Origin of the sequence: Mycolicibacterium fallax (genome assembly GCF_010726955.1) — a bacterium.
In the GTDB taxonomy this organism is placed as follows: Bacteria; Actinomycetota; Actinomycetes; order Mycobacteriales; family Mycobacteriaceae; genus Mycobacterium; species Mycobacterium fallax.
Genome location: NZ_AP022603.1, coordinates 764,132 through 789,288 on the forward strand (window position 1 = coordinate 764,132; position 25,157 = coordinate 789,288).

Sequence of the window (25,157 nt, forward strand, 5' to 3'; positions counted from 1 at the left end):
GTCAGGCATGACCGTTTCCCGAGCGACGCGCTACGGAGTGCTCGCCACGGGGGCGTTGCTGGCCGGGGGTCTCAGCTACGTCGGGCTGGTCGACCCGCACCGGCCGGGCGCGGTCTTCCCGCGCTGCCCGTTCCTGCTGCTCACCGGCTGGGACTGCCCGTTCTGCGGGGGCCTGCGAATGACCCATGACGTGCTGCACGGCGACCTCGCCGGCGCCGTCGCCGACAATGCGTTTCTGTTGCTGGGGCTGCCGCTGCTGGCCGCGTGGGGCCTGTCGCGCTGGTACCGCGGGCGGCCGGTGCTCACCGGCGCGATGGCCACGGTGCTGGTGATTGCCGCCCTCGGCTGGACCGTGCTGCGCAATCTTCCGGGCTTTCCGCTGGCGCCGTTCTTGATCGGTTGAGAAGGCTTCCGCGGCCACCGCTATGCTGGGTCGTCGTGACACGACGCGCCAAGATTGTATGTACGCTCGGACCCGCTGTCGGGACGCCCGAGATGGTGAAAGCCCTGGTCGAAGCCGGCATGGATGTGGCCCGGCTGAATTTCAGCCACGGTGACTACGCCGACCACCAGGCCGCCTACGAGCGGGTGCGCGCCGCCTCCGATGAAACCGGCCACGCGGTCGGCATCCTGGCCGACCTGCAGGGCCCCAAGATTCGGCTCGGCCGGTTCACCGACGGGTCCACCGTCTGGGCCACCGGCGAGACCGTCCGGATCACCATCGAGGACTGCGCCGGCACCCACGACCGGGTCTCCACCACCTACAAGCACCTGGCAGACGACGCGCAGGCCGGGGACCGGCTGCTGGTCGACGACGGCAAGGTGGCCCTGGTCGTCGAGGCGATCGAGGGACCCGATGTGGTGTGCACCGTCACCGAGGGCGGCCCGGTCAGCAACAACAAGGGCCTGTCACTGCCCGGCGTGAACGTCTCGGTGCCCGCGCTGTCGGAAAAGGACATCGAGGACCTGGAGTTCGCGCTGCGGCTGGGCGTCGACCTGGTGGCGCTGTCCTTCGTCCGCTCACCGGCGGACATCGAGCTGGTGCACGAGGTGATGGACCGGGTCGGTCGCCGGGTGCCGGTCATCGCCAAGCTGGAGAAGCCCGAGGCCATCGACAACCTGGAGGCCATCGTGCTGGCCTTCGACGCCATCATGGTCGCCCGCGGCGACCTCGGGGTCGAGCTGCCGCTCGAAGAGGTGCCGCTGGTGCAGAAGCGGGCCATCCAGATGGCCCGGGAGAACGCCAAGCCGGTCATCGTCGCCACCCAGATGCTGGAGTCGATGATCGAGAACTCCCGCCCAACCCGCGCCGAGGCCTCCGACGTGGCCAACGCCGTGCTCGATGGGGCGGACGCGGTGATGCTGTCGGGGGAGACCTCGGTGGGCAACTACCCGCTCGAGGTGGTGCGCACGATGGGCCGGATCATCACCGCCGTCGAGGACAACTCCACCAGCGTGCCCCGGCTGACCCACGTGCCGCGCACCAAGCGCGGCGTCATCTCCTATGCGGCCCGCGACATCGGCGAGCGGCTGGACGCCAAGGCGCTGGTGGCGTTCACCGAATCCGGTGACACCGTCAAGCGGCTGGCCCGGCTGCACAGCCGGCTGCCGCTGCTGGCCTTCACCGCGATCCCCGCGGTGCGCAGCCAGCTGGCGCTGACCTGGGGCACCGAAACCTTCATCGTCGACCGGATGCAGAGCACCGACGGGATGATCCACGACGTGGACAAGGCGCTGCTGGAGCTGGGCCGGTACCGTCGCGGCGACCTGGTCGTCATCGTGGCGGGGGCACCGCCGGGCACCATAGGCTCCACTAACATGATCCACGTGCATCGCATCGGCGAGGACGATCACTGACGACAACGCGGGAGGACCGGGCTGTGCCGCAGCGCGACTTCGAAGAGCTGATGGCGGTCCTGGACCTGCGCAACGGTGGCGACGATGTGTTCTACGGAGCCCATCCCAGCAGGAACCCGGTCCGCACCTTCGGCGGGCAGATGATGGCGCAGGCGTTCGTCGCCGGCTCCCGCACCCTGGAGCGGTACCTGCCGCCCAGCGCCCTGTCGATACATTTCATCGCCGGCGGCGACCCGGAGCATGACCTGGAGCTGCAGGTGGTGCGGCTGCGTGACGAGCGGCGCTTCGCCAACCGTCGGGTCGACGTCGTGCAGGACGGCAACCTGCTGGCCACCGCGCTGATCGCGTACCTGTCCGGCGGCGCGGGCCTGGAACACGGGATGGCTGCCCCGGACGTCGCGCCGCCGCACGAACTGCCGACCATCGAGGAACTGCTGGTCGGCTACGAGGAGACCGTGCCGCTGTTCGTCAGTGCCCTCAAGCCGATCGAGTGGCGCTACACCAACGATCCGGCCTGGGTGATGCGGGACAAGGGCGAGAAGCTGGGGCACAACCGGGTCTGGCTCAAGGCCCGGGGCGAGCTGCCCGAGGACCCGGTGCTGCACAACGCCGCGCTGGTGTACGCCTCGGACACCACCGTGCTCGACTCGATCATCACCACCCACGGGCTGTCCTGGGGCCATGACCGGATCTTCGCGGCGACGATCAACCACTCGGTGTGGTTTCACCGCCCGGTGCGGTTCGACGACTGGGTGTTGTACTCGACGGCGTCCCCGGTGGCGGCCGAATCCCGCGGCATGGGCAGCGGACATTTCTTCGGGCTCGACGGCCAGCTGCTGGCCACCGTCGTGCAGGAGGGCCTGGTCAAGTACTTCCCGGCGCGCTAGGGGGTCGGGGTCACCGTCAGGGAGAACCGGTTCTCCAGGCTGGTCGCGAACTCGTCCTGGCAGGCCTGCTGGGCCTCGACGTTGCTGCCGGCATTCTGCAGGCAGCTGACCAGGTCCCGGCCGCCGATGTCGTCGAGGAACCAGGACGTCAGGGTGAGGTAGCCGACGAGTGCCGCCGCGCCGACGAGGATGCCGAGCACGCCGGTGACGATGCCGGCGGTGGCCGCCCCGCGGTTGGTTGCCAGGCCGGCGGCGGCGCGACGGCGCCCCACCACGCCCAGTGCGATACCGGCCAGCCCCAGAATCACCCCGCCGAACACCGTCACCGCCGTGATGATCGACAGCACACCGCAGACCAGCGCCCCGGTGCCCGCGCCGTTGCGCGGCGGCGGATAGCCCGGATAACCGCCCGGCGGATCGGAATACGGCTGCGGCGGGGGCGGCGGGTAGCTCACAGGGCAACGATACCCGCGGTGGCGTCGAGGTGATGGGTTGCCACGATCACCGTCCGGCCCTCGTCGAACAGCTCCCCGGGGGTCATGATGGCCCGCAGCAGCGCAGCGGCGTCACCGATGTCCAGGTGCTCGGTCGGCTCGTCGAGCAGCAGCACCGGGGCCGGCGAACACAGCACCCGCGCCAGCAGCAGCCGGCGGCGCTGCCCGGCCGACAACGCCGCCGCGCCGCCGGTCAGTACGGTGCCCAGCCCGTCGGGCAGCCCGGCCAGCCAGTCGCCAAGGCCGACCCGGTCCAGCGCCGCCAGCAGCTCGTCGTCGGTGCAGTCCCCGCGCACCGCAAGCAGGTTGTCCCGCACCGTCGTCTCGAAGATGTGCGCGTCCTCGGCGAAGTAGCCGATCCGGGCGCGCAGCTGCGGCTCGGACAGCTCGCTCAGCGGCACCCCGCCGAGCCGGACCTGCCCGGCGCGCGGCGGAATCAGGCCGGCCAGCGTCAGCAGCAGGGCGGTCTTCCCGGATCCGCTTGGCCCGGTCACCGCGTGCCGGGTGCCGGCGGGCAGCGCCAGGTTGCCGGTGAATCCGGTTGCGCCGCCGGGGAACCCGGCGCGCAGCTGATCGGCGGTCAGGTCCCAGCCGGCGGGCTCGGGGCCCGGGGTCGGTTCGGGCAGCGGTACCCGCGGGTCCCCGGTCAGCTCGATCAGCCGGCGGGCGGCGATCCGCGAACGGGTCAGCGCGGTGGCTGCGGCGGGCAGCGCGGTGGTCGCCTCGAACGCCGACAGCGGCACCAGCATCAAGATGACCAGGGTCGGTGTGGCCAGCTGGTCGGCCAGCCCGATCCCGGCGACCGCGGCGGCCAGCACCGCCGCGCCGATCGCCAACGTCGGGACCGCGGCGCCGATGGCGGCCGGGGCGGCGGCCCGGTCCAGGGCTGCTCCCCAATCCCGTTGCCGGCGTCGGGTTTCGGCGATCACCGCGGGCAGCCGGCCGGCCACCCGCAACTCGGCGGCGTGCTGCAACGCGAGCATCGCCGCGACGTCGCGGCCGTCGTGCTCGGCGCGGGCGGCGGACTCCGCGGCGGCCGCCCCCCGGGCCGACAGCCACGGCGCCAGCACCCCGGCCACCAGCAGGCACACCGCCAGCACCGCTGCCACACCGAGTGAGACGACGCCGATCAGCAGCACCGCCGCCACCGACAGCACCGCGGCGACGGTGATCGGCAACAGCGCGCGCACCAGCACCTCGGCCAGCTGATCGACGTCGGCGCCGACCCGGCCGGCCAGCTCGCCGCCGGGCAGCCGCGCCGCGGCGTCCCCGGGCCGGCGGGCCAGCCGGCGGTAGGTCTGCACCCGCGCCGAAGCGGCGGCGCCCAGCGCCGCATCGTGGGAGACGAGCCGTTCGCAGTAGTGCAGCACGCCCCGGGAGATGCCGAACGCGCGCACCGCCACCACCGCGACCGACAGGTCCAGAATCGGCGGCATCTGCCAGGCCCGGCCGATCAGCCACGCCGACACCGCGGCCAGCGCCAGCGCGCTGCCCAGCGACAACACCCCGAGCGTCACCGCGAGCACCAGCCGAGGCAGCCGGGGGCGCAGCAGCGGCAGTGCCCGGCGCAGCGGGTCAGACCCGGACATGGTCGACCTCGATGACGGTGTCGGCGTGCTCGAGCACGCTGTGCCGGTGGCCGACCACCAGCACGGTGTCCCCGGCCCGGGCCCGACGCACCAGCGCGGCCAGCACCCGGGCCTCGGCCGCGACGTCCAGGTGCGCGGTGGGCTCGTCGAGCAGCAGCACCGGTGCGGGGGAGCCCAGCGCGCGGGCCAGCCCCAGGCGCTGACGCTGGCCCAGCGACAGGCCGACCCCGCCGCGGCCCAGCAGGGTCGCCGCACCGCGGGGCAGTTCGCCCAGCACCGCGTCGAAATCGGCGGCCGCGCAGGCGGCGTCGGGGTCGTTCAGCGGGCCGAAGAGCTCCAGGTTTTCGGTGACGGTGCCGGGCACCAGCACCGGGCGCTGCGGCAGCCAGGCCAGCTGCGCCCACCAGGCCCGCAGCTCCAGCTCGCCGACCGGTACCCCGGCCACCGTGACGGTGCCCGCGTCCGGCGCGATCAGGCCGGCCAGCACCTGCAGCGTGGTCGACTTGCCCGCGCCGTTGGGGCCGGTGAGCACGGTCAGCCGGCCCGGTTCGATGGTGCCGGACAGCCCGGCGGGGGCGGGGCCGTCGCGGCCGTCCACCCACAGCCCGGTCAGCCGGATCGGCGCGCCCGCCGCCGCCACCCGCGCCGCGCCGCCGGCCGGGGCGTGCCGGGTGTCGTCGTCGATCAGCGCGAAGGCGGCGTCCGCGGCGGTCTTGCCGTCGGCGGCGGCGTGGAACTCGACGCCGACCCGGCGCAGCGGCCAGAACACGTCGGGCGCCAGCAGCAGGGCGGTCAGCCCGGGCAGCAGCTCGACGTGCCCGTAAACCAGCCGCAGGCCGACACTGACCGCCACCAGCGCCACCCCCAGGGTGGCCAGCAGCTCCAGGACCAGGGTGGACAGGAAGGCGATCCGCAGGGTGGCCATCGCCGAGCGCCGGTGCGCCGCGCCCAGCTCGGCGACCCGCTCGGTGGGCCCGTCGGCGCGGCCGAGGGCGCGCAGCGTGGGAATGCCGGCGATCAGGTCGAGCATCCGGGCCCGCAGCGTCGTCATCGCCGCCAGCGCGGCCGCCGACCGGTCCCGGGTCGCCAGCCCGATCAGCACCATGAAGATCGGGATCAGCGGCAGCGCGACCAGCACGATCGCCGCCGCCGACCAGTCGTACCAGGCCATCACCGCCAGCGCGGCCGGGGTCAGGATCGCGGCCTGCAGCAGCGCGGGCAGGTAGGCGGTGAAGTACGGTCGCAGCCCGTCGAGACCGTCGAGCACCACCGTTGTGGCGGCGTCCCGGTCGGCGGCCACCCGGCGCGGATCGCGGGCGGTCACCGCCTCCAGCACCTGCCCGGCCAGGTCGGCGATCGCCGCCGACGCCTCGCGCTGGGACAGTCGGGCCTGCAGCCAGGTCGCGCCGGCGCGCAGCCCCCACACCGCGGCCAGCCCGGCCAGCACCGGCCACCAGTGCGCCGGCGAGCGACTCCCCGGGTCGGTGACCAGCCCGGCGACCAGCGCCGACAGCAACACCGCCGCGGCGATCGCGGAGCCGCTGACCACCACCCCGGCGGCCACCGAGGCGACCAGGAACCGTCGCACCGCGGGGCAGGCCCGGATCAGTCGGGGGTCGAGTGGGCCGCGGCTGGACAACGAGCTACCTCGGCAGGCCGATCGGCGCCGGGATCCGGTCGGCGGAGATCCGCTGGCGGAACACCCAGTAGGTCCAGCCCTGGTAGCCGATCACCAGCGGCGTGATGATCAGCGCCACCCAGCTCATGATCCGCAGCGTGTACGGGTTGGACGACGCGTTGTGGATGGTCAGGCTCCACTCCGGGTTCAGCGTGGAGGGCACCAGGTTCGGGTACAGGTTGCCGAACAGCACGGCGATCACGAACAGCACCGTCGCCGTGGTGCAGATGAAGGCCCAGCCGTCCCGGGTGCCGTTGCGCAGCAACAGCATCGAGATCACCAGCGAGGCCGCGGCGGCGGCGAAGACGACCCAGGTCCAGGACTTGCCGTGCGCCAGCTGGGTCCACAGCCCGAACGCGGCGACGATGACCAGCGCCGGAACCGAGATCCAGCCGGCAATGCTCAGCGCGTTCTCACGCACCGAACCGGAACTCTTCAGCGCCAGGAACGCCGCGCCGTGCAGGGCGAACAGCGCGCAGGTGGCCAGCCCGCCGAGCAGCGTGTAGGCGTTGATCACGTCGAAGAACGACAGGTCCCAGACCTGCTGGTCGGCGGCCACCGGCAGCCCGCGGACCAGGATCGCGAACGCCGCGCCCCACAGGATGGCCGGCAGCCACGACCCGGCGGCGATGCCGAAGTCGGCGTACCGCCGCCACTGCGGGTCGTCGACCTTGCCGCGCCATTCGATGGCCACCACCCGCAGGATCATGCCGAACAGGATCACCAGCAGCGGCAGGTACAGCGCCGAGAATACCGTGGCGTACCAGCCGGGGAACGCCGCGAACATCGCGCCGCCCGCGGTGATCAGCCACACCTCGTTGCCGTCCCACACCGGGCCGATGGTGTTGAGCACCGCGCGGCGGTGCTGTTCGGGATCCTCGCCGCGGCGCGCGGCGAGCCGGCCCAGCGGTGCCATCAGCATGCCGACGCCGAAGTCGAAGCCCTCCAGGATGAAGAAACCCACGAAGAGCACCGCGACCACGATGAACCAGAACTCTTGAAGTCCCATCGTCGATCAGCTCCTATCTGCCGGTAGGCGAATGTCCGCTAGTAGGCGAATGACAGCGGCGCGACGTCGTCGTCGTCCGGGGTGCGCGCCGGCGCCGGTTCGCAGTCGTGTTCCTGCGGTCCGGCGACGACGTAGCGGCGCAGCAGGTTGAACCAGAACACCGCGAGCACCCCGTAGGTCAGGGTGAACAGGGTCAGCGACGTCCACACCATGGCCGCCGAGTGGTTGGAGACGCCGTCGAGCACGGTCAGCCGGACCATCGGGTCGCCGGTCGGGTTCGGCGCCACCACCCAGGGCTGGCGGCCCATCTCGGTGAACACCCAGCCGGCCGCGCTGGCCAGGAACGGGGTGGGCAGCGTGATCAGCGCGAAATGCGACAGCCAGCGCTGCCGCGGCACCCGCCCGCCGCGGGTCAGCCACAGCGCGGCCAGGGCGAACAGCCCCGGGAAGGCCATCAGGCCGATCATCACCCGGAACGACCAGTAGGTGACGAACAGGTTCGGCCGGTAGTTGCCGGGGCCGAAGCTCGCCTCGGCGGCCAGCTGCAGATCCTCCACGCCTGCCAGGGTGACGTCGGAGAACCTGCCCTCGGCCAGGAACGGCAGCACGAACGGCACCTCGAGAACCCGGCTGATGCCGTCGCAGTTGTTGTGCGTCCCGACGGTCAGCACGGAGAAGTTGGGGTCGGTCTCGGTGTGGCACAGCGATTCCGCCGAGGCCATCTTCATCGGCTGCTGCTCGAACATCAGCTTGGCCTGGACGTCGCCGGTGAAGATCAGCCCGACCGAGGCGACCAGCGCGATCCAGCAGCCGAGGATGGTCGCCGGCCGGTACAGCCGCACGGCGTCGGACTGCGGGTCGGGCGTGGCCTGGGCGCGTCGGTCGCGGACCATCCACCAGGCGCTGACCGCGGCGACGAAAGTGGCCGCGGTCAGGAAGGACGCGGCGACGGCATGCAGGAACGCCCAGATGGCGGTGTTGTTGGTGAACAGCTCGACGATGCTGTACAGCTCGGCGCGACCGGTCTCCGGGTTGTACTTCGCGCCGACCGGGTGCTGCATGAACGAGTTGGCGGCGATGATGAAGAACGCCGACATGTTCACCGCGATCGCGACGATCCAGATGCAGGCCAGGTGCAGCGCGCGGGGCAGCCGGGTCCAGCCGAAGATCCACAGGCCGATGAAGGTCGATTCGAAGAAGAAGGCGGCCAGGCCCTCCATCGCCAGCGGCGCGCCGAAGATGTCGCCGACGAAGCGCGAGTATTCGCTCCAGTTCATCCCGAACTGGAATTCCTGGACGATGCCGGTGGCCACGCCGATGGCGAAGTTGATCAGAAACAGCTTCCCGAAGAATCGGGTCAGCCGGTACCACTCGTTGCGGCCGGTGACGAACCAGATGGTCTGCATGACCGCGATCAGCGGGGCCAGGCCGATCGTCAGCGGCACGAAGATGAAGTGGTACACGGTGGTGATACCGAATTGCCACCGTGAAACGTCGAGAGCGTTCATGTGCGGACCATCTCCCGGTCGAAGGGGTGAATGCCTACGACGGAGTGTAGTAGAGATTGGCGCCGGTCGGCGACCGGAACGCAACGAAAAAGCCGCCGCCCACCTTGGGTGGACGACGGCTCCTCGCGGGGGCGATCAGCCCTTGGCGTCCTTGCGCATGCCGATTGCGCTGCCGATTTCGAACGCGCCGATGACCACCAGCCAGACACCGACGACGTAGGTCAGCGTCACGATCGACAGGATGGGTGAGGCGAGCATCACGATGCCGGCGAGCAGCGTGACGATGCCGAAGAAGATGTTCCAGCCGCGGCCGGGCAGCTCCGGGTCCCCGATCGCGGTGCCGGTGGTGGCCACCCCGCGGAAGATGAAGCCGACGCCGATCCAGATGGCCAGCAGCAGGATCGCGTAGCCCTCGCCGAAGTGCCGGAACGCCAGGAAGGCCAGCACGATGCTGGCCGCGCCGCTGATGAACATCAGCACCCGAGAGCCCGTCGACACGTGCAGGGCGAACGCGAACGCCACCTGCGCGATACCGCTGACCAGCAGGTAGGCGCCGAAGATGATCGCGGTGACGAGCAGCGTCTTGCCCGGCCAGACCAGCGCGGCCACGCCAAGCGCCACCGACAGCAGGCCGGAGATCAGGGTCGCTTTCCACAGCGCGGCGACCATCTGGGGAATGACGGTCGAACGCTCATTCGCAGTTGTTTGCATGGCCGCAGTGTGACACAGCCCGGCGAACACCCCCGGCGTGCCGCCGCGATCGTTAGCCTTCGGTGACCCAATCGCAGGCCGAACCCCGAGGAACCAGGCCGATGAGCCAGCAGCATCCGGATCCGGCGACGCCGCTGTGGCGCGCCGCGCAGGTCTTCCGGCTGCTCAGCGTCCTGTACGCGCTGGGCTTTCAGATCGCGGTCAACGGGGACCTGGCCCGGCCCGGGCCGGCCTGGGCGCTGTTCGCGGTGCTGGTCGGCTGGAGCCTGGCCGCCGCGGTGGCCTACCTGCGCGGCTTCGGCCGGCGCACCGGCTGGGTGCTGGCCGAGTTCGCGGTGTCCATCGCGCTGCTGTTCTCCACCCGCTGGGTGGCCGGCCCGGCCTGGGTCGCCGACAACCAGTCCTGGCCGACCACGCTGTGGCTGGCCAACGCGGTGGTCTCGGCCGCCATCCTGCGGGGTCCGTACGCGGGGATGGGTGCCGGGCTGGCGATGATGGGCTGCTACGCGCTGGAGAAGGGCGTGCTGGAGATCAACCTGGGCCGCAGCGCGGGCCTGGTGATCGTGCTCGCGGTCGGGCTGGCCGTCGGACTGGCCGCGCGCACCGCGCGCCGGGTGCAGGCCGAGCTGGACCGGGCCGCCAAGCTGACCGCGGTGGCCGCCGAACGGGAACGGCTGGCCCGGCAGATGCACGACGGCGTCATCCAGGTGCTGGCGCTGGTGGCCCGGCGCGGCCGCGAGATCGGCGGCCCGACCGCTGAACTCGCCGAGCTGGCCGCCGGGCAGGAACGCGCGCTGCGCCGATTCGCCGGCACCGGCCAGTTCGGCGACCCGGCACCGGCCGGCGCGGAGCTGGACCTGCGCGCGCTGCTGGACCCCAGCGCCGGGGACCGGGTGCTGCTGAGCATGCCCGCCACCGCGGTGCCGCTGCCCGCCGAGGTGGCCACCGAGCTGGCCGCCGCCGTGCGCAACGCGCTGGACAACGTGGTCCGGCACGCCGGCCCGGACGCCACCGCGTATGTATTGGTGGAGGACCTGGAAGACGAGGTGACGGTGAGCATTCGTGACGACGGGGTCGGCATCGCGCCGGGCCGACTGCAGACCGCCCGCGCCGAGGGCCGGCTGGGCGTCGAGAAATCCATCGTGGGCCGGCTGGCGGCACTGTCGGGCAGCGCCCGGCTGCACAGCGACGACGACGGCACCGAATGGGAGCTGACCGTGCCGCGGGTGGGCCGCCGGTGACCACCGTGATGGTCGTCGACGATCACCCGATCTGGCGCGACGCGGTGGCCCGCGACCTCGCCGACGACGGGTTCACCGTGGTGGCCACCGCCGACGGGGTGGCCACCGCCCGCGGCCGCGCCGCGCTGGTCCACCCCGACGTGGTGGTGATGGACATGTCGCTGTCCGACGGCGACGGGGTGCGCGCCACCGCCGCGGTCCTGGAGGTCTCCCCGGGCAGCCGGATCCTGGTGCTCTCGGCGTCCGGGGAACGCGAGGACGTCCTGCAGGCGGTGAAGGCCGGGGCCACCGGCTACCTGGTCAAGAGCGCCTCGAAGACCGAGCTGGCCGACGCGGTGCGGGCGACCGCGGCCGGGCGCGCGGTGTTCACCCCGAGCCTGGCCGGGCTGGTGCTGGGGGAGTACCGACGGCTGGCCCGCCGGTCCAAATCCGGCCAGCCGGCGCTGACCGAGCGGGAGACCGAGGTGCTGCGGCACGTCGCCAAGGGCCTGACCGCCAAGCAGATCGCGGCCCGGCTGTCGGTCAGCCACCGCACCGTGGAGAACCACGTGCAGGCCACCTTCAAGAAGCTGCAGCTGTCCAACCGGGTCGAACTCACCCGCTACGCCATCGAGCACGGCCTGGACCGAGACGGGTAGGACTACTCACCGCCGCGCGCACCAGGATGGACCAATGGCCGAAGACTCGCACGCCGTGCTGTCCCGACTGACCGCCGAGTTCGCCGAGCTGTCCAGCCGGCTGGCGTCGGTGTCCGCCCAGCTCGGTGCCCTGGACCGGATCCTCGCCGAGGCCCGCGGGCCGGCTCCCGCGCCGCCGCAGCCGTACTACCCGCAGCCGTACTACCCGCAGCCGTACTACCCGCCCGCGCCGATGCCGGCCCCGGTGCGCCCGGTCCGGCCGCCGAAACCGGCCACCGACCGCGGCGCCAACTGGGTCGGCAAGCTGCTCGCCGTCGCCGGCGTCGGCGTCACCCTGATCGGGGTGGTGCTGCTGCTGGTGCTGGCCGCCCAGGCCGGCGTGCTGCGCCCGGAGCTGCGGGTCGGGGCCGGCGCGGTGTTCGCCGCCGCCCTGGTCGGTGTCGCGGTCCGCTGGAACCGCCGCCCCGGCGGCCGCACCGGTGCCATCGCGCTGGCCGCCACCGGCATCGCCGCCGGCTACCTCGACGTCATCGCCGTCACCACCATCTACCCGTGGATCCCGGCGGCCGCCGGGCTGCCGCTGGCCTTCGCGATCGCCGCGGGCGGGCTGACCCTGACCCGGCGCTGGGACTCCGAGGCGCTGGGCCTGCTGGTGCTGGTGCCGCTGGCGGTGCTGGCGCCGATCGTCACCGACGGGGTCGGACTGCTGCTGATTGGATTCCTGCTGATCGCCTCGGCGGCCAGCCTGCCGGTACAGCTCGGTAAGAACTGGACCGCGCTGTTCGCCGTGCGCACCGCGGCGGTGACGCTGCCGCTGCTGGTGGCGCTGGCCTCGGTGCCCGCCACCGGCGAGAATCCCTGGTACCTCGGCGCGGCCGCCCTGGTGGCCGCCGCGCTGGCGATCGCCGGGGCGCTGCTGGTGCTGCCGGGCACCGCCAACCGGACCCAGCTCGGCTGCTGGGCGGTCGTCGGCGCGCTGCCGGTGCTGGTCGCCCCGATCGCGGTGGACCGGCTGCTCGCCGTGCTGATGCTGGCGGTGGTCTCGGTGGCGCTGCTGGGCATCGTCGCCGCCGCCGACCGGCTGCCCGGGGTCCGCGGGCCGGTCGCGCGGATCTGGGCCGGGCTGTCGGCGGCCGCCGCGCTGATCGCGGTGGCCGTCGCCTTCGACGGCGCGGTGCGGGTCGCGGTGCTGCTGGCGCTGGCCCTGACCCTCGGTATCGCCGGGCGCGGCGACGCGCTGGCCCGCGGCGTCGCCGCGGTATTCCTCGGGTTCGGGGCGCTGGCCTACCTGGCCGGCGCGCCGCCGTGGTACCTGATCGAGGCGCACAGCCGCGCCGCCGGCAGCGCCGTCGCCACCCTGGTGGCCAGCGTGCTGCTGGTGGCCGGCGTGGCGGTGGCCGCCCGCGCGGTGCCAGGCCGGGCGCTGCAGATCGCCGGCGGCGCGGTGCTGCTGTACGCGGTGACGACCTTCACGGTGACCGCCGGTGTGATGATCGGCGGGACCGGCGGAGGTTTCCTGGCCGGGCACGTGCTGGCCACCATCTGCTGGGTGGCACTGGCCACCGCGATGTTCGTCGCGGCGCTGCGGATCCCGGCCGGCCCGCAGCGGGCAACCCTGATCACCGGCGGGCTGACGCTGACCGCGGTCGCGATGGTCAAGCTGTTCCTGTTCGACCTGGGCACCCTCGACGGCATCTTCCGGGTGGTGGTCTTCATCGTCGCCGGGCTGATCCTGCTCGGCACCGGTGCCGGCTACGCCCGCAGTCTGGCCCAGCAGGGTGACGCAGCCGGTCGGCGCTGATTACCATGATCGGGTGGCACCATCAACCGACCTCCTGCACCATCCCGTCGTGACCGCGGCCGTCGGGACCGGGGCATACGCGTGGGACGGCGCCGCCGTCGCCTACCGGCTGGCGACCAAGCTGCCGATCTTCGGCGCCCAGCTGGACCGGGGTTCCAACGCGCTGTCCCAGCGCGGTGAGGAGGCGCTGGCCGCCGGGATCGGCTCGATCCGCCCGCTGCTCACCGCGGTCGCCCTGCAGGTGCTGCAGCAGACGCTGGCCGAGATGGACCTGACCAAGGTGGTGCGCGACCAACTCGACATCGACGCGCTGCTCAGGACCGTCAACATCGACGCCATCATCGACCGGGTCGACCTGGTCGGACTGGCCAACTCGGTGATCGAGGGCGTCGACCTGCCGCGCATCATCCGGGACTCCACCATGTCGGTGACCACCGGCGCGATCGGCAACGTGCGCGCCACCGGCGAACTCGCCGACGCGATGGTCTCCGGCATCGTCAACCGGGTGCTCGGCCGCACCGGCGACGACCCGGTCGAGGAGCCGTGACCGGCGCGGACTGGCGCACCCTGCAGCTGATCGCGGCCCCGAAATACGGCCACGCCGAGGTGTTCGAGCGGATCGGTGACCTGCCCGGGCAGTACACCTCCTCGCCGCTGCTGCGGCTGTTCGGGGTGATGCTGCAGGAACACCGCAAGACCGGGGAGACCCGGGTGGTGCTGGCCGTCGCCGACGACCACGGCCGGTTCACCGAGGTGCTCCCGGGGGTGTCGAAGAAGCGGTTCGTCGCGGTGATGTGGGACGGCGGCACCATGGACCCCGATTCCCGGCTGTCCAAACACCTGGAGGCCTGGGCGGAGTGGGGGATCGTGCCCGAGGAGGACCGCAGCGGCGGGGTGTGACGGCCAGCCGCAGTGGGTACCCGCCGGAGCTATGGACGCATCGTCGATGATGGCTGTATGACGTTCGCGGTCACCTCCGTGCGCGAGCTCAGCGATTCGGCGGCCGCCGCACGGCACATCGTCGGCACCGCGCTGGCCGACGGGCCGATCGGCCGGGTCGGCCTGGAGCTGGAGGCGCACTGCATCGACCTCGCCGAACCGCGCCGCCGGCCCGACTGGGCCCGGTTGCGCGCGGTCATCGACGCGCTGCCCGCGCTGCCCGGCCGGGCCACCGTCACCGTCGAACCCGGCGGCGCCGTCGAACTGTCCGGCCCGCCGGCCGACGGGCCGAGTGCGGCGATCACCGCCCTGCTGACCGACCACGCGGCGGTGCGGGCGGCATTCGCCCGGGCCGGCCTTGGCCTGCTGCTGCTGGGCGCCGACCCGCTGCGACCGCCGCACCGGGTGCACCCCGGCGGCCGGTACCGGGCGATGGCCCGGCACTTCGAGGCGCTCGGCGCCGGCGCGGCCGGGGCGACCATGATGACCGGCACCGCCTCGATCCAGCTGAACCTCGACGCCGGGCCCCGGCAGCGCTGGGCCGACCGGTTCGCGCTGGCCCACGCGCTGGGCCCCACCATGATCGCGATGACCGCCAACTCGCCGCTGCTGGCCGGCCGGCGCACCGGCTGGCGGTCGACCCGGCAGCGGGCGTGGGGCCGGCTGGACCCGGCGCGCTGCGGCCCGGTGCTGGGCGCCGGCGACGGGGCCGACCCGGCCGCCGACTGGGCCCGCTACGCGCTGGCCGCCCCGGTGATGCTGGTGCGCGCGCCGGACCCGCGGCCGGTGTGCCGGCGGGTCTCGTTCGCCGACTGGGCCGACGCGGTGGTGCCGCTGGCCGGGCGCCGGCCCACCGTCGCCGACCTGGACTACCACCTGAGCACGCTGTTCCCGCCGGTGCGCCCGCGCCGCTGGCTGGAGATCCGCTACCTCGACGCGGTGCCCGAGGACCTCTGGCCCGCGGTGGTGTTCACCCTGGCCACCCTGCTCGACGACGACGCCACCGCGGCCGCCGCCGGGCAGATCGTCGAACCCGTCGCGGCGGCCTGGCAGACCGCCGCCCGGGCCGGGCTGGCCGACCCGAGACTGCACGGCAGTGCCCGGCGCTGCCTGGAGCTGGTGGCGCCGCTGGCCCCGCCGGCACTGGCCCCCGCGCTGGACCGGCTCAGCGCGCTGGTCGAAGGCGGCCGGTGCCCCGGTGACGAGTTCGCCGAACACGCCGACCGCCGCGGGCTGGCCGCCGCGGTCACCGACTGGGCCGGGGGCCGGCGATGACCGACCGCAGCGCGCTGACCGCCGCGCTGACCCGGGCCCGGGACCGCACCCTGAGGCTGGTCGACCTCGACGACGCCGAACTGTGCCGGCAACCCGATCCGCTGATGAGCCCGCTGGTCTGGGACCTCGCGCACATCGGCCAGCAGGAGGAATTCTGGCTGCTGCGCGGCGGGGACCCGCAGACCCCGGGGCTGCTGCCGCCGGCCGTCGACGGCCTCTATGACGCCTTCGCCCATCCCCGGGCCGACCGCGGCGCGCTGCCGCTGCTGGCCCCGGGTAGGGCCCGCCGCTACCTGCAGGTGGTGCGCGAGCGGGCCGTCGACGCCCTGGCGGCGTTGCCGGCCGACGACGACGGGTTCGTCTTCGCGATGGTGCTCAGCCACGAGCATCAGCACGACGAGACCATGCTGGTGGCGCTGAACCTGCGGGCCGGCCCGCCGCTGGTTGGCCCCGGCGCGCCGCCCCCGCCCGGCCGCCCGGGGGTGGCCGGCACCGCGGTGACGGTGCCCGCCGGGCCGTTCGTGCTCGGCGTCGACGCCGCCGACGAGCCGCACGCACTGGACAACGAGCGCCCCGCGCACGTGGTGGAGGTGCCCGGCTTCCGGATCGGCCGGGTCCCGGTGACCAACGGGCAGTGGCGGGCGTTCATCGACGACGACGGCTATCGGCGCCGGGAGTTCTGGTCCCCGGCCGGCTGGGCGCACCGGTGCCGGGCCGGGCTGACCGCACCGCAGTTCTGGCAGCCCGGCGGCACCCGCACCCGATTCGGCCACCGCGAACCGATCCCCGACGACGAACCCGTCATGCACGTGAGCTTCTTCGAGGCGCAGGCGTACGCGGCGTGGGCGGGGGCGCGGCTGCCCACCGAGATCGAATGGGAGAAGGCCTGCGCCTGGGACCCGGGCAGCGGAACCCGCAGGCGCTACCCCTGGGGTGAGCTGCCGCCGACCGCCGAGCACGCCAACCTCGGCGGCACCGCGCTGGCGCCCGCGCCGGTCGGCAGCTACCCGGCCGGGGCGTCGGCCTACGGCGCCGAGCAGCTGCTCGGCGATGTCTGGGAGTGGACCACCTCGCCGCTGCGGCCGTGGCCCGGCTTCACCCCGATGATCTACCAGCGGTACAGCGCGCCGTTCTTCGGCGGCGACTACCGGGTGCTGCGCGGCGGCTCCTGGGCGGTGCACCCCGACATCCTGCGGCCCAGCTTCCGGAACTGGGACCACCCGATCCGCCGGCAGATCTTCGCCGGCCTGCGGCTGGCCTGGGACCTGTGATGTGCCGGCACCTGGGCTGGCTCGGCGCACCGGTGACGCTGAGTTCACTGATCCTGGATCCACCGAACGGCCTTGGCGTGCAATCCTATTCGCCGCGCCGGCAGCGGCACGGCCGGCTCAACGCGGACGGCTGGGGGGCCGGGTTCTTCGACGGCGACACCCCGCGGCGGTGGCGCAGCGCGGCACCGCTGTGGGGCGACGCCTCGTTCGCCTCGGTGGCCCCGGCGCTGTCCAGCGGCTGCGTGGTCGCCGCGGTGCGCTCGGCCACCGTCGGGATGCCGATCGAGTCCACCGCGGTGGCCCCGTTCACCGACGGGCGCTGGCTGCTCTCGCACAACGGGGTCATCGACACCGCGGTGCTGCCGCCGACCCGGCACGCCGAGTCGGTGGTGGACAGCGCCGTGCTGGCCGCGGCGATCTTCGACCGCGGCGTCGAGGCGCTCGGCGAGCTGGTCGCCGAGTTCGGCGCCGCCGACCCCGGCGCGCGGCTGAACATCCTGGCCGCCGACGGCACCCGGCTGCTGGCCACCAGCTGGGGCGACACCCTGTCGGTGCTGCGCCGCCCGGACGGTGTGCTGCTGGCCAGCGAACCCTACGACGACGACCCGCGGTGGCGCGACGTGCCCGACCGGCACCTCGTCGAGGTGCGCGACGGCACCGTCACGCTGACCGCGCTGAGAGGAGCCCGGTGACCCTGCTGGCCAACCACCTGCCCGCCGACCACGCCGCCCGGGCGCTGCGCGCCGACGTCGACGCGGGGCTGCGCGGCACCCCGAAGTCGTTGCCGCCCAAATGGTTCTACGACGAGACCGGCAGCGCACTGTTCGACCGGATCACCCGGCTGCCGGAGTACTACCCGACCCGCACCGAGGCCGCGATCCTGGCCGAGCGGGCCGGCGAGATCGCCGCGGGCTGCCCGGCGGACACCCTGATCGAGCTCGGCAGTGGCACCTCGGCCAAGACCCGGATGCTCATCGACGCGCTGCGCGAGCGCGGCACCCTGGACCGGTTCGTGCCGGTCGACGTCGATGCCACCGTGCTGGCCCAGGCCCAGCGCCGGCTCGGCGCCGGGTACCCCGGGCTGCGCATCGACGCGGTGTGCGGCGACTTCGAACGGCACCTGCACCGGCTGCCGCGCGGCGGCCGGCGGCTGATGGCGTTCCTGGGCTCGACCATCGGCAACCTGACCCCGGGCCCCCGGGCGGAATTCCTGGCCACCGTGGCCGCCGTGCTGGCCCCCGGGGACGCGCTGCTGCTCGGCGTGGACCTGGTCAAGGACACCGGCCGGCTGATCCGGGCCTACGACGACGCCGCCGGGGTGACCGCCGCGTTCAACCGCAACGTGCTCACGGTGATCAACCGGGAACTGCGCGGCGACTTCGATCCGGGCGCCTTCGCGCACGTGGCCCGCTGGAACGCCGAGCAGTCCCGGATGGAGATGTGGCTGCGCGCCGACACCGCCCAGCACGTGCGGATCGCCGACCTGGACCTGGGCGTCGACTTCGCCGCCGGGGAGGGGCTGCTCACCGAGGTGTCCGGCAAGTTCACCCGGGCCGGGATCGAGGCCGAGCTCGCCGAGGCCGGGCTGCGCGGCACGCACTGGTGGACCGATCCGGCCGGCGACTTCGCCCTGACGCTGGCGCACCGGTGATCGGCGACGACGCGCTGGCCGCGGCCTGGCGGGCGGCCCGTCCGCCGGTCGCCGGCGTGCACCTGGACTCGGCGGCCTGCGCGCGGCAGTCGCTGGCGGCGATCGACGCCGCGGCCCGGCACGCCCGCCGCGAGTCGGAGGTCGGCGGCTACCTCGCCGAGCGGGCGGCCGCCCCGGCGCTGGCCGCCGGCCGCGCCGCGATCGCCGCCCTGACCGGGCTGGCCGCCGCCGACGTGGTGTTCACCACCGGCTCCGGGCACGCGCTGGACCTGCTGGCCACCGGCTGGCCCGAGCGCGGGACGGTGGCCTGCGTGCCCGGCGAGTTCGGCCCGAACCTGGCGATCCTGGCCGCCGCCGGGTTCACCGTCCGGCCGCTGCCGGTCGACGGCCTGGGCCGGGTCCGGCCCGAGGAGCTGGCCGCCGACCTGGACGCCGACCGTCCCGCGCTGGTGCACCTGACGGTGATCGGCAGCCACCGCGGCATCGTGCAGCCGGCGGCGCAGATCGCCCGGATCTGCGCGGCGGCCGCGGTCCCGCTGGTGCTCGACGCCGCCCAGGGGCTCGGCCAGGTCGACTGCGCCGTCGGCGCCGACGCGGTGTACTCCTCGTCGCGCAAGTGGCTGGCCGGGCCGCGCGGGGTCGGGTTCCTGGCGGTGCGCCCGGAGACCGCCGCCCGGCTGCGGCCCCGGTTGCCGGCCACCGCGGCCGCCGAGGCCAACATCGCCGCCCGGCTGGGGTACGCGGTGGCGCTGGGGGAGTACCTGGCGGCCGGGCCGGCGCGGATGCGGGCCGCGCTGGCCGCGGTCGGCGCGGCCAGCCGCCGCCGGCTGGCCGGGCTGGCGGGCTGGACGGTGGTCGAACCGGTGGACGAACCCTGCGCCATCGCCACGCTGATCCCGCCGGACGGCGTCGACCCGGTGGCGGTGCGGGACCGGCTGCTCGCCGAGCACCGCATCGTGTGCACCGCCGCCGAAACCGCCCGCGCCCCTTTCGAATTGACCCGGCCGGTGCTGCGGATCTCCCCGCACGTCGAGGTCACCGGCGAGGAGCTCGACGCGCTGGCCGAGGCGCTGTCAGGGTAGTTCCCAGGTGTGCACGGGGGCGTTGGAGTGCATGCCCCGGCAGTAGTGCCGCAGCATCTCGGCCAGCGCCCGCGGCCGGTTCAGGCCCCGATCGGTCAGCGCCCGCACCGCTTCGACCTGCCAGGTGGCGCCGGTGCGGCCGGTCGCGGCCCGGTCCTCGATCACCCCGAGGAACATCTCCCGCACCTCGGTCGCCACACCCCAGCGGCGCAGCCCCTCGTGGGCCATCGGCAGCAGCTCGCGCAGCACCAGCTGGTCGGGCCGCAGCTGCCCCAGCCCGGGCCAGTACAGCTCGGCGGCCATGCCGGACCGGGCGGCGGCGACGAAGTTCGACTCGGCGGCGGCGAAGTCCATCTCGGTCCACAGCGGCCGGTCCGCTTCGCTGAGGGTGCGCAGCGCGCCGTAGTAGAACGCCGCGTTGGCCAGGGTGTCGATGACCGTCGGGCCGGCCGGCAGCACCCGGTTCTCCACCCGCAGGTGCGGCCGGGCCACCCCGTCGCGCTCGACCACGTCGTAGACCGGCCGGTTCCACCGGTACACGGTGCCGTTGTGCAGCCGCAGCTCCGGCAGCCGGGGGATCCGCCCGGCCGCCAACTCCGCGGCCGGGTCCTCCTCGGACAGCTCCGGCAGCAGCGCCGGGAAGTACCGGAGGTTCTCCTCGAACAGGTCGACGATCGAGCTGATCCAGCGTTCGCCGAACCACACCCGCGGCCGCACGCCCTGGGCCTTGAACTCCTCCGGGCGGGTGTCGGTGGCCTGCCCGAACAGCTCGATGCGGGTCTCCGCCCACAGCTGGTGGCCGAAGAAGAACGGCGAGTTGGCCCCGACCGCGAGCTGCGGGCCGGCCAGCAGCTGCGCGGCGTTCCAGTTGTTGGCGAAGTCGGCGGGGGCGACCTGCAGGTGCAGCTGCACGCTGGTGCAGGCGGACTCCGGGGCGATGGTGGCGGTCTGGATGCGCAGCGGCTCCGGGCCGTCGATGTCGATTTCGATGTCCTCACCGCGGGCGGCGAAGATGGACTCGTTGAGTGCCCGGTAGCGGGCCGATTCGCTCATCCAGTCCCCGGCCAGGTGCTCGGGCATCAGGGTGGGCAGGATGCCGATCATCACGATGTGCGCGCCTGCGGCGCCGGCCTTGGCTTCGGCGGCGTTGAGGCTGGCGCGGATGTTGTTGGCCAGGTCCAGCGCGGCGTGCCCGGCCAGCGGGCGCGGCGGCACGTTGAACTCGATGTTGTAGGCGCCGAGTTCGGTCTGATAGGCCGGGTCGGCGATCGAGGCCAGCACCTCGACGTTGCGCATGGTGGGCTGGTAGTCGGCGTCGACCAGGTTGCACTCGATCTCCATGCCGGTGCGCGGGCGGGCGGAGTCGAAACCGGTGCTGGCGAGCATGGTCTGGAAAACCTCGAGGCAGCGCTGCACCTTGCGCCGGTACTGTGCCCGCTGGGCCCGGCTGAACACGGTGTCGCTGACCTCGTCGCCCACGCCTTCCGATGCAACCGGGTCGGCGGGCCGCGCGCAACGGTATCGGCGGAATCTGCCCCGCGCGCACCGGTGCGGTAACAGGTACGGTAAGGCCGTCGGCGTGCGGGTGTGCCGGGCGGGTGTTCCGACCGGTCGCCGCGGGTTACGATAAAACTAGAACACGTTGCAATTAATCGGCAGGGAGTGCCCGTGACCTCGAAGAATGATGACGACGCCCAGGTGCCCGGTGAGATTGCCAAGTGGGATCCGTCGCTCACCGAGTCGGTGATGGGCTGGTTGCGGCCGCTGACCAAGCTCTGGCACCGCTCCGAGGTGCGCGGCCTGGACGACTTCCCGGACGGCGGCGCGCTGGTGGTGTCCAACCACTCCGGCGGCATCTTCGCGATGGACGTCCCGGTGTTCGCCACCGGCTTCTACGAGCGCTTCGGGTTCGTCCGGCCGGTCTTCACCCTGACCTTCGACCTGGTGTTCACCGGGCCGACCGGCGACTTCTTCCGCAAGACCGGCTTCATCAAGGCCAACCACGACAACGCCGATGAGGCGCTGCGCTCCGGCGGGGTGGTGGTGGTCTTCCCGGGCGGCGACTACGACGTCTACCGGCCGGTGACCGAGCGCAACAAGATCGACTTCGGCGGCCGCCAGGGCTACATCCGGGCGGCGCTGAACGCCGGCGTGCCGATCGTGCCGCTGGTCGGGATCGGCGGCCAGGAGAGCCAGCTGTACCTGAGCCGGGGCACCGACCTGGCCAAGCTGCTGCGGCTGGACAAGATGTTCCGGGCGAAGATCCTGCCGGTGTCCTTCGGCTTCCCGTTCGGGCTGTCGGTGGTGGTGCCGCCGAATCTGCCGCTGCCCACCAAGATCGTCCAGCAGGTGCTCGAACCGATCGACATCGTCGCCCAGTTCGGCGAGGACCCCGACATCGATGAGGTCGACGCGCACATCCAGTCCGTCATGCAGGACGCGCTGGACAAGCTGGCCGCCGAGCGTCGGCTCCCGGTGATCGGCTGACCATGGTGCAGATTCCCGGAAGTGACGTGATCGGGCTGGTCGCCGCCATGGTGCGGGCCGGGGTCATCGCCCCGATGCGCCCGGACAAGTACCTGCGGGTGATGGTCGCCGGCGCCCGCGAGGGCCGCTCGGTGACCAGCGGCTTTGCCATGAGCGCGCAGCGGGCGCCCGACCGGGTCGGGCTGATCGACGAGATCGGCGAGCTGACCTTCGCCGAGATCGATTCGCGGGCAAACGCTTTCGCCGCCGCGCTGCAGGACCTCGGGGTCGAGACGGTCGGCATCATGTGCCGCAACCACCGCGGGTTCGTCGACGCGCTGATCGCCGGCAACCGGATCGGCGCCAACGTGCTGCTGCTCAACACCTCCTTCGCCGGCCCGGCCCTGGCCGAGGTCGTCGACCGCGAGGGCGTCGACGTGCTGATCTACGACGAGGAATTCACCGCGACGGTCGACCGGGCCGCCCAGGATCGCCCGCAGGCCCGGCGCATCGTGGCCTGGACCGATGACCCGGCGGCGCACGCGGTCACCGTCGAGGCGCTCATCGACGCCAACGCCGGGCGGCGGCCGCAGGCCGCCGAGGGCACCGGCCGGCTGATCCTGCTGACCTCGGGAACCACCGGAACCCCCAAGGGCGCCAAGCATTCCGGCGGTGGCCTCGGGGAACTGCGGGCGATCCTGGAGCGGGTGCCGTGGCACACCGACGAGACCGTCGTGGTGGCGGCGCCGATGTTCCACGCCTGGGGTTTTTCCCAGCTGGTGTTCGCCGCGTCGATGGCCTGCACGGTGGTGACCCGGCGACGGTTCGACCCCGAGGCCACCCTGGAACTCGTCGACCGGCACGCCGCCCGCGGGCTGTGCGTGGTGCCGGTGATGTTCGACCGCATCATGGACCTGCCCGAGCAGGTGCTGGCCCGCTACAGCGGCCGGTCGCTGCGGTTTGCCACCGCCTCGGGGTCCCGGATGCGCCCCGATGTGGTGATCCGGTTCATGGACAAGTTCGGCGACATCATCTACAACAACTACAACGCCACCGAGGCCGGCATGATCGCCACCGCCACCCCGGCCGACCTGCGGGTCGCGCCGGACACCGCGGGCAAGCCCGCGGTCGGCACCGAGGTGCGCATCCTGGACGCCGAGCACCGGCCGGTGCCGCTCGGGCAGGTCGGGCAGATCTTCGTCCGCAACGGCTCGCGCTTCGACGGGTACACCGGCGGGGGCGGCAAGGAATTCCACGACGGCTTCATGGCCTCGGGCGACCTGGGCCGGATGGACGCCGACGGCCGGCTGTTCGTGATCGGCCGCGACGACGAGATGATCGTCTCCGGCGGCGAGAACGTCTACCCGATCGAGGTGGAGAAGGTGCTGGTCACCCATCCCGAGGTGGCCGAGGCCGGCGTCATCGGGGTGGACGACGAGCAGTACGGCCAGCGGCTGGTGGCGTTCGTGGTGCCGGCCGAGGGCGGATCGGTGACCCCGGACGAGCTGAAGGCCTACGTTCGGGAGAACCTGGCCAACTACAAGGTGCCGCGCGCGGTGATCGTGCTCGATGAGCTGCCCCGCAACAGCACCGGCAAGATCGTTCGCCGCGAGCTGCAGCAGCTGGCCGAGGGTTAGTCGACCGGCGGCAGCGCCGTGGGGATCGGGGTCAGCGCGGCCGTGATCCCCGCGGCGCGGCGGATGTCCTCCAGCTCGGCGACCATCGCCGAGGTGACCTCGTGCGCGTCGCGCACCGACGCCAGGTCGGTGATCACCGAGATGTTCAGCTGATCGACGTAGCTCCACACGGTGATGTTGATGCCGCTGCCCGCGGTCAGCGGGCCCACGCTGTAGATCTCGGTGACCAGCGCCTGCCCGACCCGGCCGGGCTCACGCGGCCCGGGCACATTGGAGATGTTGAGGTTGAGCACCTTGTTCTGGCCGTCCTGGTTGGACAGCTTCTTGAACAGCGCCTCGATCCCGGCCGGCGGCAGGTAGTTCGACCACCGGCTGACCAGCTCGGGGCCGATCAGGTGGTTGGTCTCCTTGGCCAGGATGGCGTCGTCGTGGGCCTGACGCACCCGCTCCAGCGGGTCGGCCAGATCGATCGGGATCGGCATCATCACCCCGGTGAACCGGTTGCCGGAGATCCGCTCGGAGGAGAAGTCGAAGCTCACCGGCACCGAGGCCAGCAGCCGGTTGTCGGCGTGCCCGTCGTAGCGCAGCGCGAGGGTGCGCAGCGCCCCGGCGGACATCGCCAGCACCAGGTCGTTGATCGACACCCCCAGTGCGGCCTTGGTCTCCTTGGCGTCGGCCAGCGACAGCGACGCGGTGGCGAACCGGCGCTCCGGGGTCAGCACGTGGTTCATGAAGCTCGGCGGCGGGGTGAACGGCCGGGTCAGGTCCGGGGCCAGCCGGCGGGTGCTGCGCCGCACCCGGTTGATGCCCGCCGCGGTGTAGCCGATGGTCGCCGGGATCTCGGCGATGTGCCGCATGTGATCACGCCAGGCCGCCCGGGCCAGCTCGCCCTTGGTCGGCGGGGGATCGGTGACCGGGTGCTGCTCGTCGTCAAGCGACTGCTCGCCCAGGCTCATGCCGAGGGCCAGCAGGTTGGCCGCGGCCACCCCGTCGGCCAGCGCGTGGTGGATCTTGTTGACGACGGCGAACCGGCCGTCGGCCAGCCCGTCGACGAAGTACATCTCCCACAGCGGCCTGCGGCGGTCCAGCGGGGTGCCGGCGATCTCACCGATCGCGTCGTCGAGTTCCCGGCGCCCGCCCGGGGCGGGCAGGGTCAGCGGCCGGACGTGGTAGTCCAGGTCCACCTCGACGTGCTCGCGCCACATCGGGTGGTGGAACTTCAGCGGAATGTCCACCAGCTGGTAGCGCAGCGGGTCCAGCTTGTGCAACCGGCTGCCGATGACTCGGCGGAAGTCCTCGATGCCGAACTTTCTGCCGCCCTCCCCGGGGATCTCCACGATCGCGATCTTGAGGGTGTGCATGTGCACATTGGGGGTCTCGGTGTAGAGCAGGAAGGCATCCCACCCGGTGAGTCTCTTCACGA

General features: G+C 72.9%; 23 protein-coding genes. 15 read left to right on the plus strand and 8 right to left on the minus strand.

Translation table 11 applies throughout. The features are described from left to right. Positions 1 to 7 precede the first annotated feature (7 nt). The 3 genes from G6N10_RS03600 to G6N10_RS03610 are packed head-to-tail and all read left to right on the plus strand — an operon-like array spanning position 8 to position 2,744. Entirely contained in the window at positions 8 to 403 is a 396-nt protein-coding gene (locus G6N10_RS03600; protein WP_085098342.1) for a DUF2752 domain-containing protein, read from the plus strand. Positions 404 to 438: 35 nt separating this feature from the next. Further along, positions 439 to 1,857, plus strand: a complete 1,419-nt coding sequence (pyk, locus tag G6N10_RS03605; protein WP_085098339.1) for a pyruvate kinase — start codon at positions 439 to 441, stop codon at positions 1,855 to 1,857. 23 nt (positions 1,858 to 1,880) lie between these two features. Beyond that, a complete protein-coding gene (locus G6N10_RS03610) occupies positions 1,881 to 2,744 on the plus strand; it encodes an acyl-CoA thioesterase II (protein ID WP_085098336.1) in 864 nt (287 codons plus the stop codon). On the opposite strand, the gene G6N10_RS03615 is transcribed toward G6N10_RS03610, so the two are convergent. The 6 genes from G6N10_RS03615 to G6N10_RS03640 all read right to left on the minus strand — a co-directional run bounded on the left by G6N10_RS03615 (position 2,741) and on the right by G6N10_RS03640 (position 9,691). Further along, the gene (locus G6N10_RS03615) at positions 2,741 to 3,199 is read right to left on the minus strand and encodes a DUF4190 domain-containing protein (protein ID WP_085098333.1); all 459 of its coding nucleotides are present in this window, start codon (positions 3,197 to 3,199) and stop codon (positions 2,741 to 2,743) included. The genes G6N10_RS03610 and G6N10_RS03615 overlap by 4 nt on opposite strands. Continuing rightward, entirely contained in the window at positions 3,196 to 4,827 is a 1,632-nt protein-coding gene (gene cydC / locus G6N10_RS03620; protein WP_085098331.1) for a thiol reductant ABC exporter subunit CydC, read from the minus strand. Before cydC ends, G6N10_RS03615 begins: the two co-directional genes overlap by 4 nt. Beyond that, positions 4,814 to 6,391 carry a thiol reductant ABC exporter subunit CydD gene (gene cydD / locus G6N10_RS03625; protein ID WP_234810622.1) on the minus strand — a complete coding sequence of 526 codons (1,578 nt, stop codon included), beginning with the start codon at positions 6,389 to 6,391 and terminating at the stop codon, positions 4,814 to 4,816. Before cydD ends, cydC begins: the two co-directional genes overlap by 14 nt. A 79-nt stretch (positions 6,392 to 6,470) precedes the next feature. Beyond that, on the minus strand, positions 6,471 to 7,514 hold the full coding sequence (gene cydB, locus G6N10_RS03630) for a cytochrome d ubiquinol oxidase subunit II (protein WP_085098325.1): 1,044 nt from the start codon (positions 7,512 to 7,514) through the stop codon (positions 6,471 to 6,473). Between the two features lie 38 nt (positions 7,515 to 7,552). Next, positions 7,553 to 9,022, minus strand: a complete 1,470-nt coding sequence (locus G6N10_RS03635; protein WP_085098322.1) for a cytochrome ubiquinol oxidase subunit I — start codon at positions 9,020 to 9,022, stop codon at positions 7,553 to 7,555. Between the two features lie 135 nt (positions 9,023 to 9,157). After that, on the minus strand, positions 9,158 to 9,691 hold the full coding sequence (locus tag G6N10_RS03640) for an HdeD family acid-resistance protein (RefSeq protein WP_085098319.1): 534 nt from the start codon (positions 9,689 to 9,691) through the stop codon (positions 9,158 to 9,160). A 143-nt stretch (positions 9,692 to 9,834) separates the two neighbouring features. Between G6N10_RS03640 and macS the strand changes: the two genes are divergently transcribed. From macS to egtE, 10 genes are read left to right on the plus strand one after another with little or no spacing between them, the layout of a single operon-like run. Further along, positions 9,835 to 10,974, plus strand: coding sequence for a MacS family sensor histidine kinase (gene macS, locus G6N10_RS03645; RefSeq protein WP_085098316.1), 1,140 nt, complete (start codon positions 9,835 to 9,837; stop codon positions 10,972 to 10,974). Then, positions 10,938 to 11,612, plus strand: a complete 675-nt coding sequence (locus tag G6N10_RS03650) for a response regulator (RefSeq protein WP_085098312.1) — start codon at positions 10,938 to 10,940, stop codon at positions 11,610 to 11,612. The genes macS and G6N10_RS03650 overlap by 37 nt, the downstream gene beginning before the upstream one ends. A 34-nt stretch (positions 11,613 to 11,646) precedes the next feature. Continuing rightward, positions 11,647 to 13,413 carry a DUF2339 domain-containing protein gene (locus G6N10_RS03655; protein WP_085098309.1) on the plus strand — a complete coding sequence of 589 codons (1,767 nt, stop codon included), beginning with the start codon at positions 11,647 to 11,649 and terminating at the stop codon, positions 13,411 to 13,413. Positions 13,414 to 13,426: 13 nt separating this feature from the next. After that, on the plus strand, positions 13,427 to 13,960 hold the full coding sequence (locus tag G6N10_RS03660) for a hypothetical protein (protein ID WP_109750575.1): 534 nt from the start codon (positions 13,427 to 13,429) through the stop codon (positions 13,958 to 13,960). Further along, entirely contained in the window at positions 13,957 to 14,313 is a 357-nt protein-coding gene (locus G6N10_RS03665; RefSeq protein ID WP_085098305.1) for a hypothetical protein, read from the plus strand. Before G6N10_RS03660 ends, G6N10_RS03665 begins: the two co-directional genes overlap by 4 nt. A 57-nt stretch (positions 14,314 to 14,370) precedes the next feature. Further along, the gene (gene egtA, locus G6N10_RS03670; RefSeq protein WP_085098302.1) at positions 14,371 to 15,627 is read left to right on the plus strand and encodes an ergothioneine biosynthesis glutamate--cysteine ligase EgtA; all 1,257 of its coding nucleotides are present in this window, start codon (positions 14,371 to 14,373) and stop codon (positions 15,625 to 15,627) included. Further along, positions 15,624 to 16,898, plus strand: coding sequence for an ergothioneine biosynthesis protein EgtB (gene egtB, locus G6N10_RS03675; protein WP_085098299.1), 1,275 nt, complete (start codon positions 15,624 to 15,626; stop codon positions 16,896 to 16,898). Before egtA ends, egtB begins: the two co-directional genes overlap by 4 nt. Next, the gene (gene egtC / locus G6N10_RS03680) at positions 16,898 to 17,590 is read left to right on the plus strand and encodes an ergothioneine biosynthesis protein EgtC (protein ID WP_085098296.1); all 693 of its coding nucleotides are present in this window, start codon (positions 16,898 to 16,900) and stop codon (positions 17,588 to 17,590) included. Before egtB ends, egtC begins: the two co-directional genes overlap by 1 nt. Next, positions 17,587 to 18,549, plus strand: coding sequence for an L-histidine N(alpha)-methyltransferase (gene egtD, locus G6N10_RS03685; RefSeq protein WP_085098293.1), 963 nt, complete (start codon positions 17,587 to 17,589; stop codon positions 18,547 to 18,549). The genes egtC and egtD overlap by 4 nt, the downstream gene beginning before the upstream one ends. After that, positions 18,498 to 19,631 (plus strand): ergothioneine biosynthesis PLP-dependent enzyme EgtE, encoded by a 1,134-nt coding sequence (gene egtE, locus G6N10_RS03690; RefSeq protein WP_085098556.1) that lies wholly within the window; start codon positions 18,498 to 18,500, stop codon positions 19,629 to 19,631. Before egtD ends, egtE begins: the two co-directional genes overlap by 52 nt. Here egtE and G6N10_RS03695 read toward each other — a convergent pair. Next, a complete protein-coding gene (locus G6N10_RS03695) occupies positions 19,623 to 21,110 on the minus strand; it encodes a glutamate-cysteine ligase family protein (RefSeq protein ID WP_085098291.1) in 1,488 nt (495 codons plus the stop codon). The genes egtE and G6N10_RS03695 overlap by 9 nt on opposite strands. 267 nt (positions 21,111 to 21,377) lie before the next feature. Between G6N10_RS03695 and G6N10_RS03700 the strand changes: the two genes are divergently transcribed. Both G6N10_RS03700 and fadD12 read left to right on the plus strand, forming a co-directional pair. Beyond that, the gene (locus G6N10_RS03700) at positions 21,378 to 22,118 is read left to right on the plus strand and encodes a 1-acyl-sn-glycerol-3-phosphate acyltransferase (RefSeq protein WP_085098553.1); all 741 of its coding nucleotides are present in this window, start codon (positions 21,378 to 21,380) and stop codon (positions 22,116 to 22,118) included. A 2-nt stretch (positions 22,119 to 22,120) separates the two neighbouring features. Further along, positions 22,121 to 23,734, plus strand: coding sequence for an acyl-CoA ligase FadD12 (gene fadD12, locus G6N10_RS03705; RefSeq protein ID WP_085098288.1), 1,614 nt, complete (start codon positions 22,121 to 22,123; stop codon positions 23,732 to 23,734). On the opposite strand, the gene G6N10_RS03710 is transcribed toward fadD12, so the two are convergent. After that, positions 23,731 to 25,155 carry a WS/DGAT/MGAT family O-acyltransferase gene (locus G6N10_RS03710; protein WP_085098286.1) on the minus strand — a complete coding sequence of 475 codons (1,425 nt, stop codon included), beginning with the start codon at positions 25,153 to 25,155 and terminating at the stop codon, positions 23,731 to 23,733. The two genes, fadD12 and G6N10_RS03710, sit on opposite strands and share 4 nt — an antisense overlap. Positions 25,156 to 25,157: the final 2 nt, after the last annotated feature.

Bases quoted from the DNA above. Each gene is read 5' to 3' on its own strand.
- G6N10_RS03650 (WP_085098312.1), top strand. From the start codon at position 10,938: ATGGGAGCTGACCGTGCCGCGGGTGGGCCGCCGGTGACCACCGTGATG.
- G6N10_RS03635 (WP_085098322.1), bottom strand. From the start codon at position 9,022: ATGAACGCTCTCGACGTTTCACGGTGGCAATTCGGTATCACCACCGTG.
- G6N10_RS03655 (WP_085098309.1), top strand. From the start codon at position 11,647: ATGGCCGAAGACTCGCACGCCGTGCTGTCCCGACTGACCGCCGAGTTC.
- cydC (WP_085098331.1), bottom strand. From the start codon at position 4,827: ATGTCCGGGTCTGACCCGCTGCGCCGGGCACTGCCGCTGCTGCGCCCC.
- egtA (WP_085098302.1), top strand. From the start codon at position 14,371: ATGACGTTCGCGGTCACCTCCGTGCGCGAGCTCAGCGATTCGGCGGCC.
- G6N10_RS03700 (WP_085098553.1), top strand. From the start codon at position 21,378: ATGGGCTGGTTGCGGCCGCTGACCAAGCTCTGGCACCGCTCCGAGGTG.
- egtC (WP_085098296.1), top strand. From the start codon at position 16,898: ATGTGCCGGCACCTGGGCTGGCTCGGCGCACCGGTGACGCTGAGTTCA.
- cydB (WP_085098325.1), bottom strand. From the start codon at position 7,514: ATGGGACTTCAAGAGTTCTGGTTCATCGTGGTCGCGGTGCTCTTCGTG.
- G6N10_RS03600 (WP_085098342.1), top strand. From the start codon at position 8: ATGACCGTTTCCCGAGCGACGCGCTACGGAGTGCTCGCCACGGGGGCG.
- G6N10_RS03640 (WP_085098319.1), bottom strand. From the start codon at position 9,691: ATGGTCGCCGCGCTGTGGAAAGCGACCCTGATCTCCGGCCTGCTGTCG.
- macS (WP_085098316.1), top strand. From the start codon at position 9,835: ATGAGCCAGCAGCATCCGGATCCGGCGACGCCGCTGTGGCGCGCCGCG.
- egtB (WP_085098299.1), top strand. From the start codon at position 15,624: ATGACCGACCGCAGCGCGCTGACCGCCGCGCTGACCCGGGCCCGGGAC.
- fadD12 (WP_085098288.1), top strand. From the start codon at position 22,121: ATGGTGCAGATTCCCGGAAGTGACGTGATCGGGCTGGTCGCCGCCATG.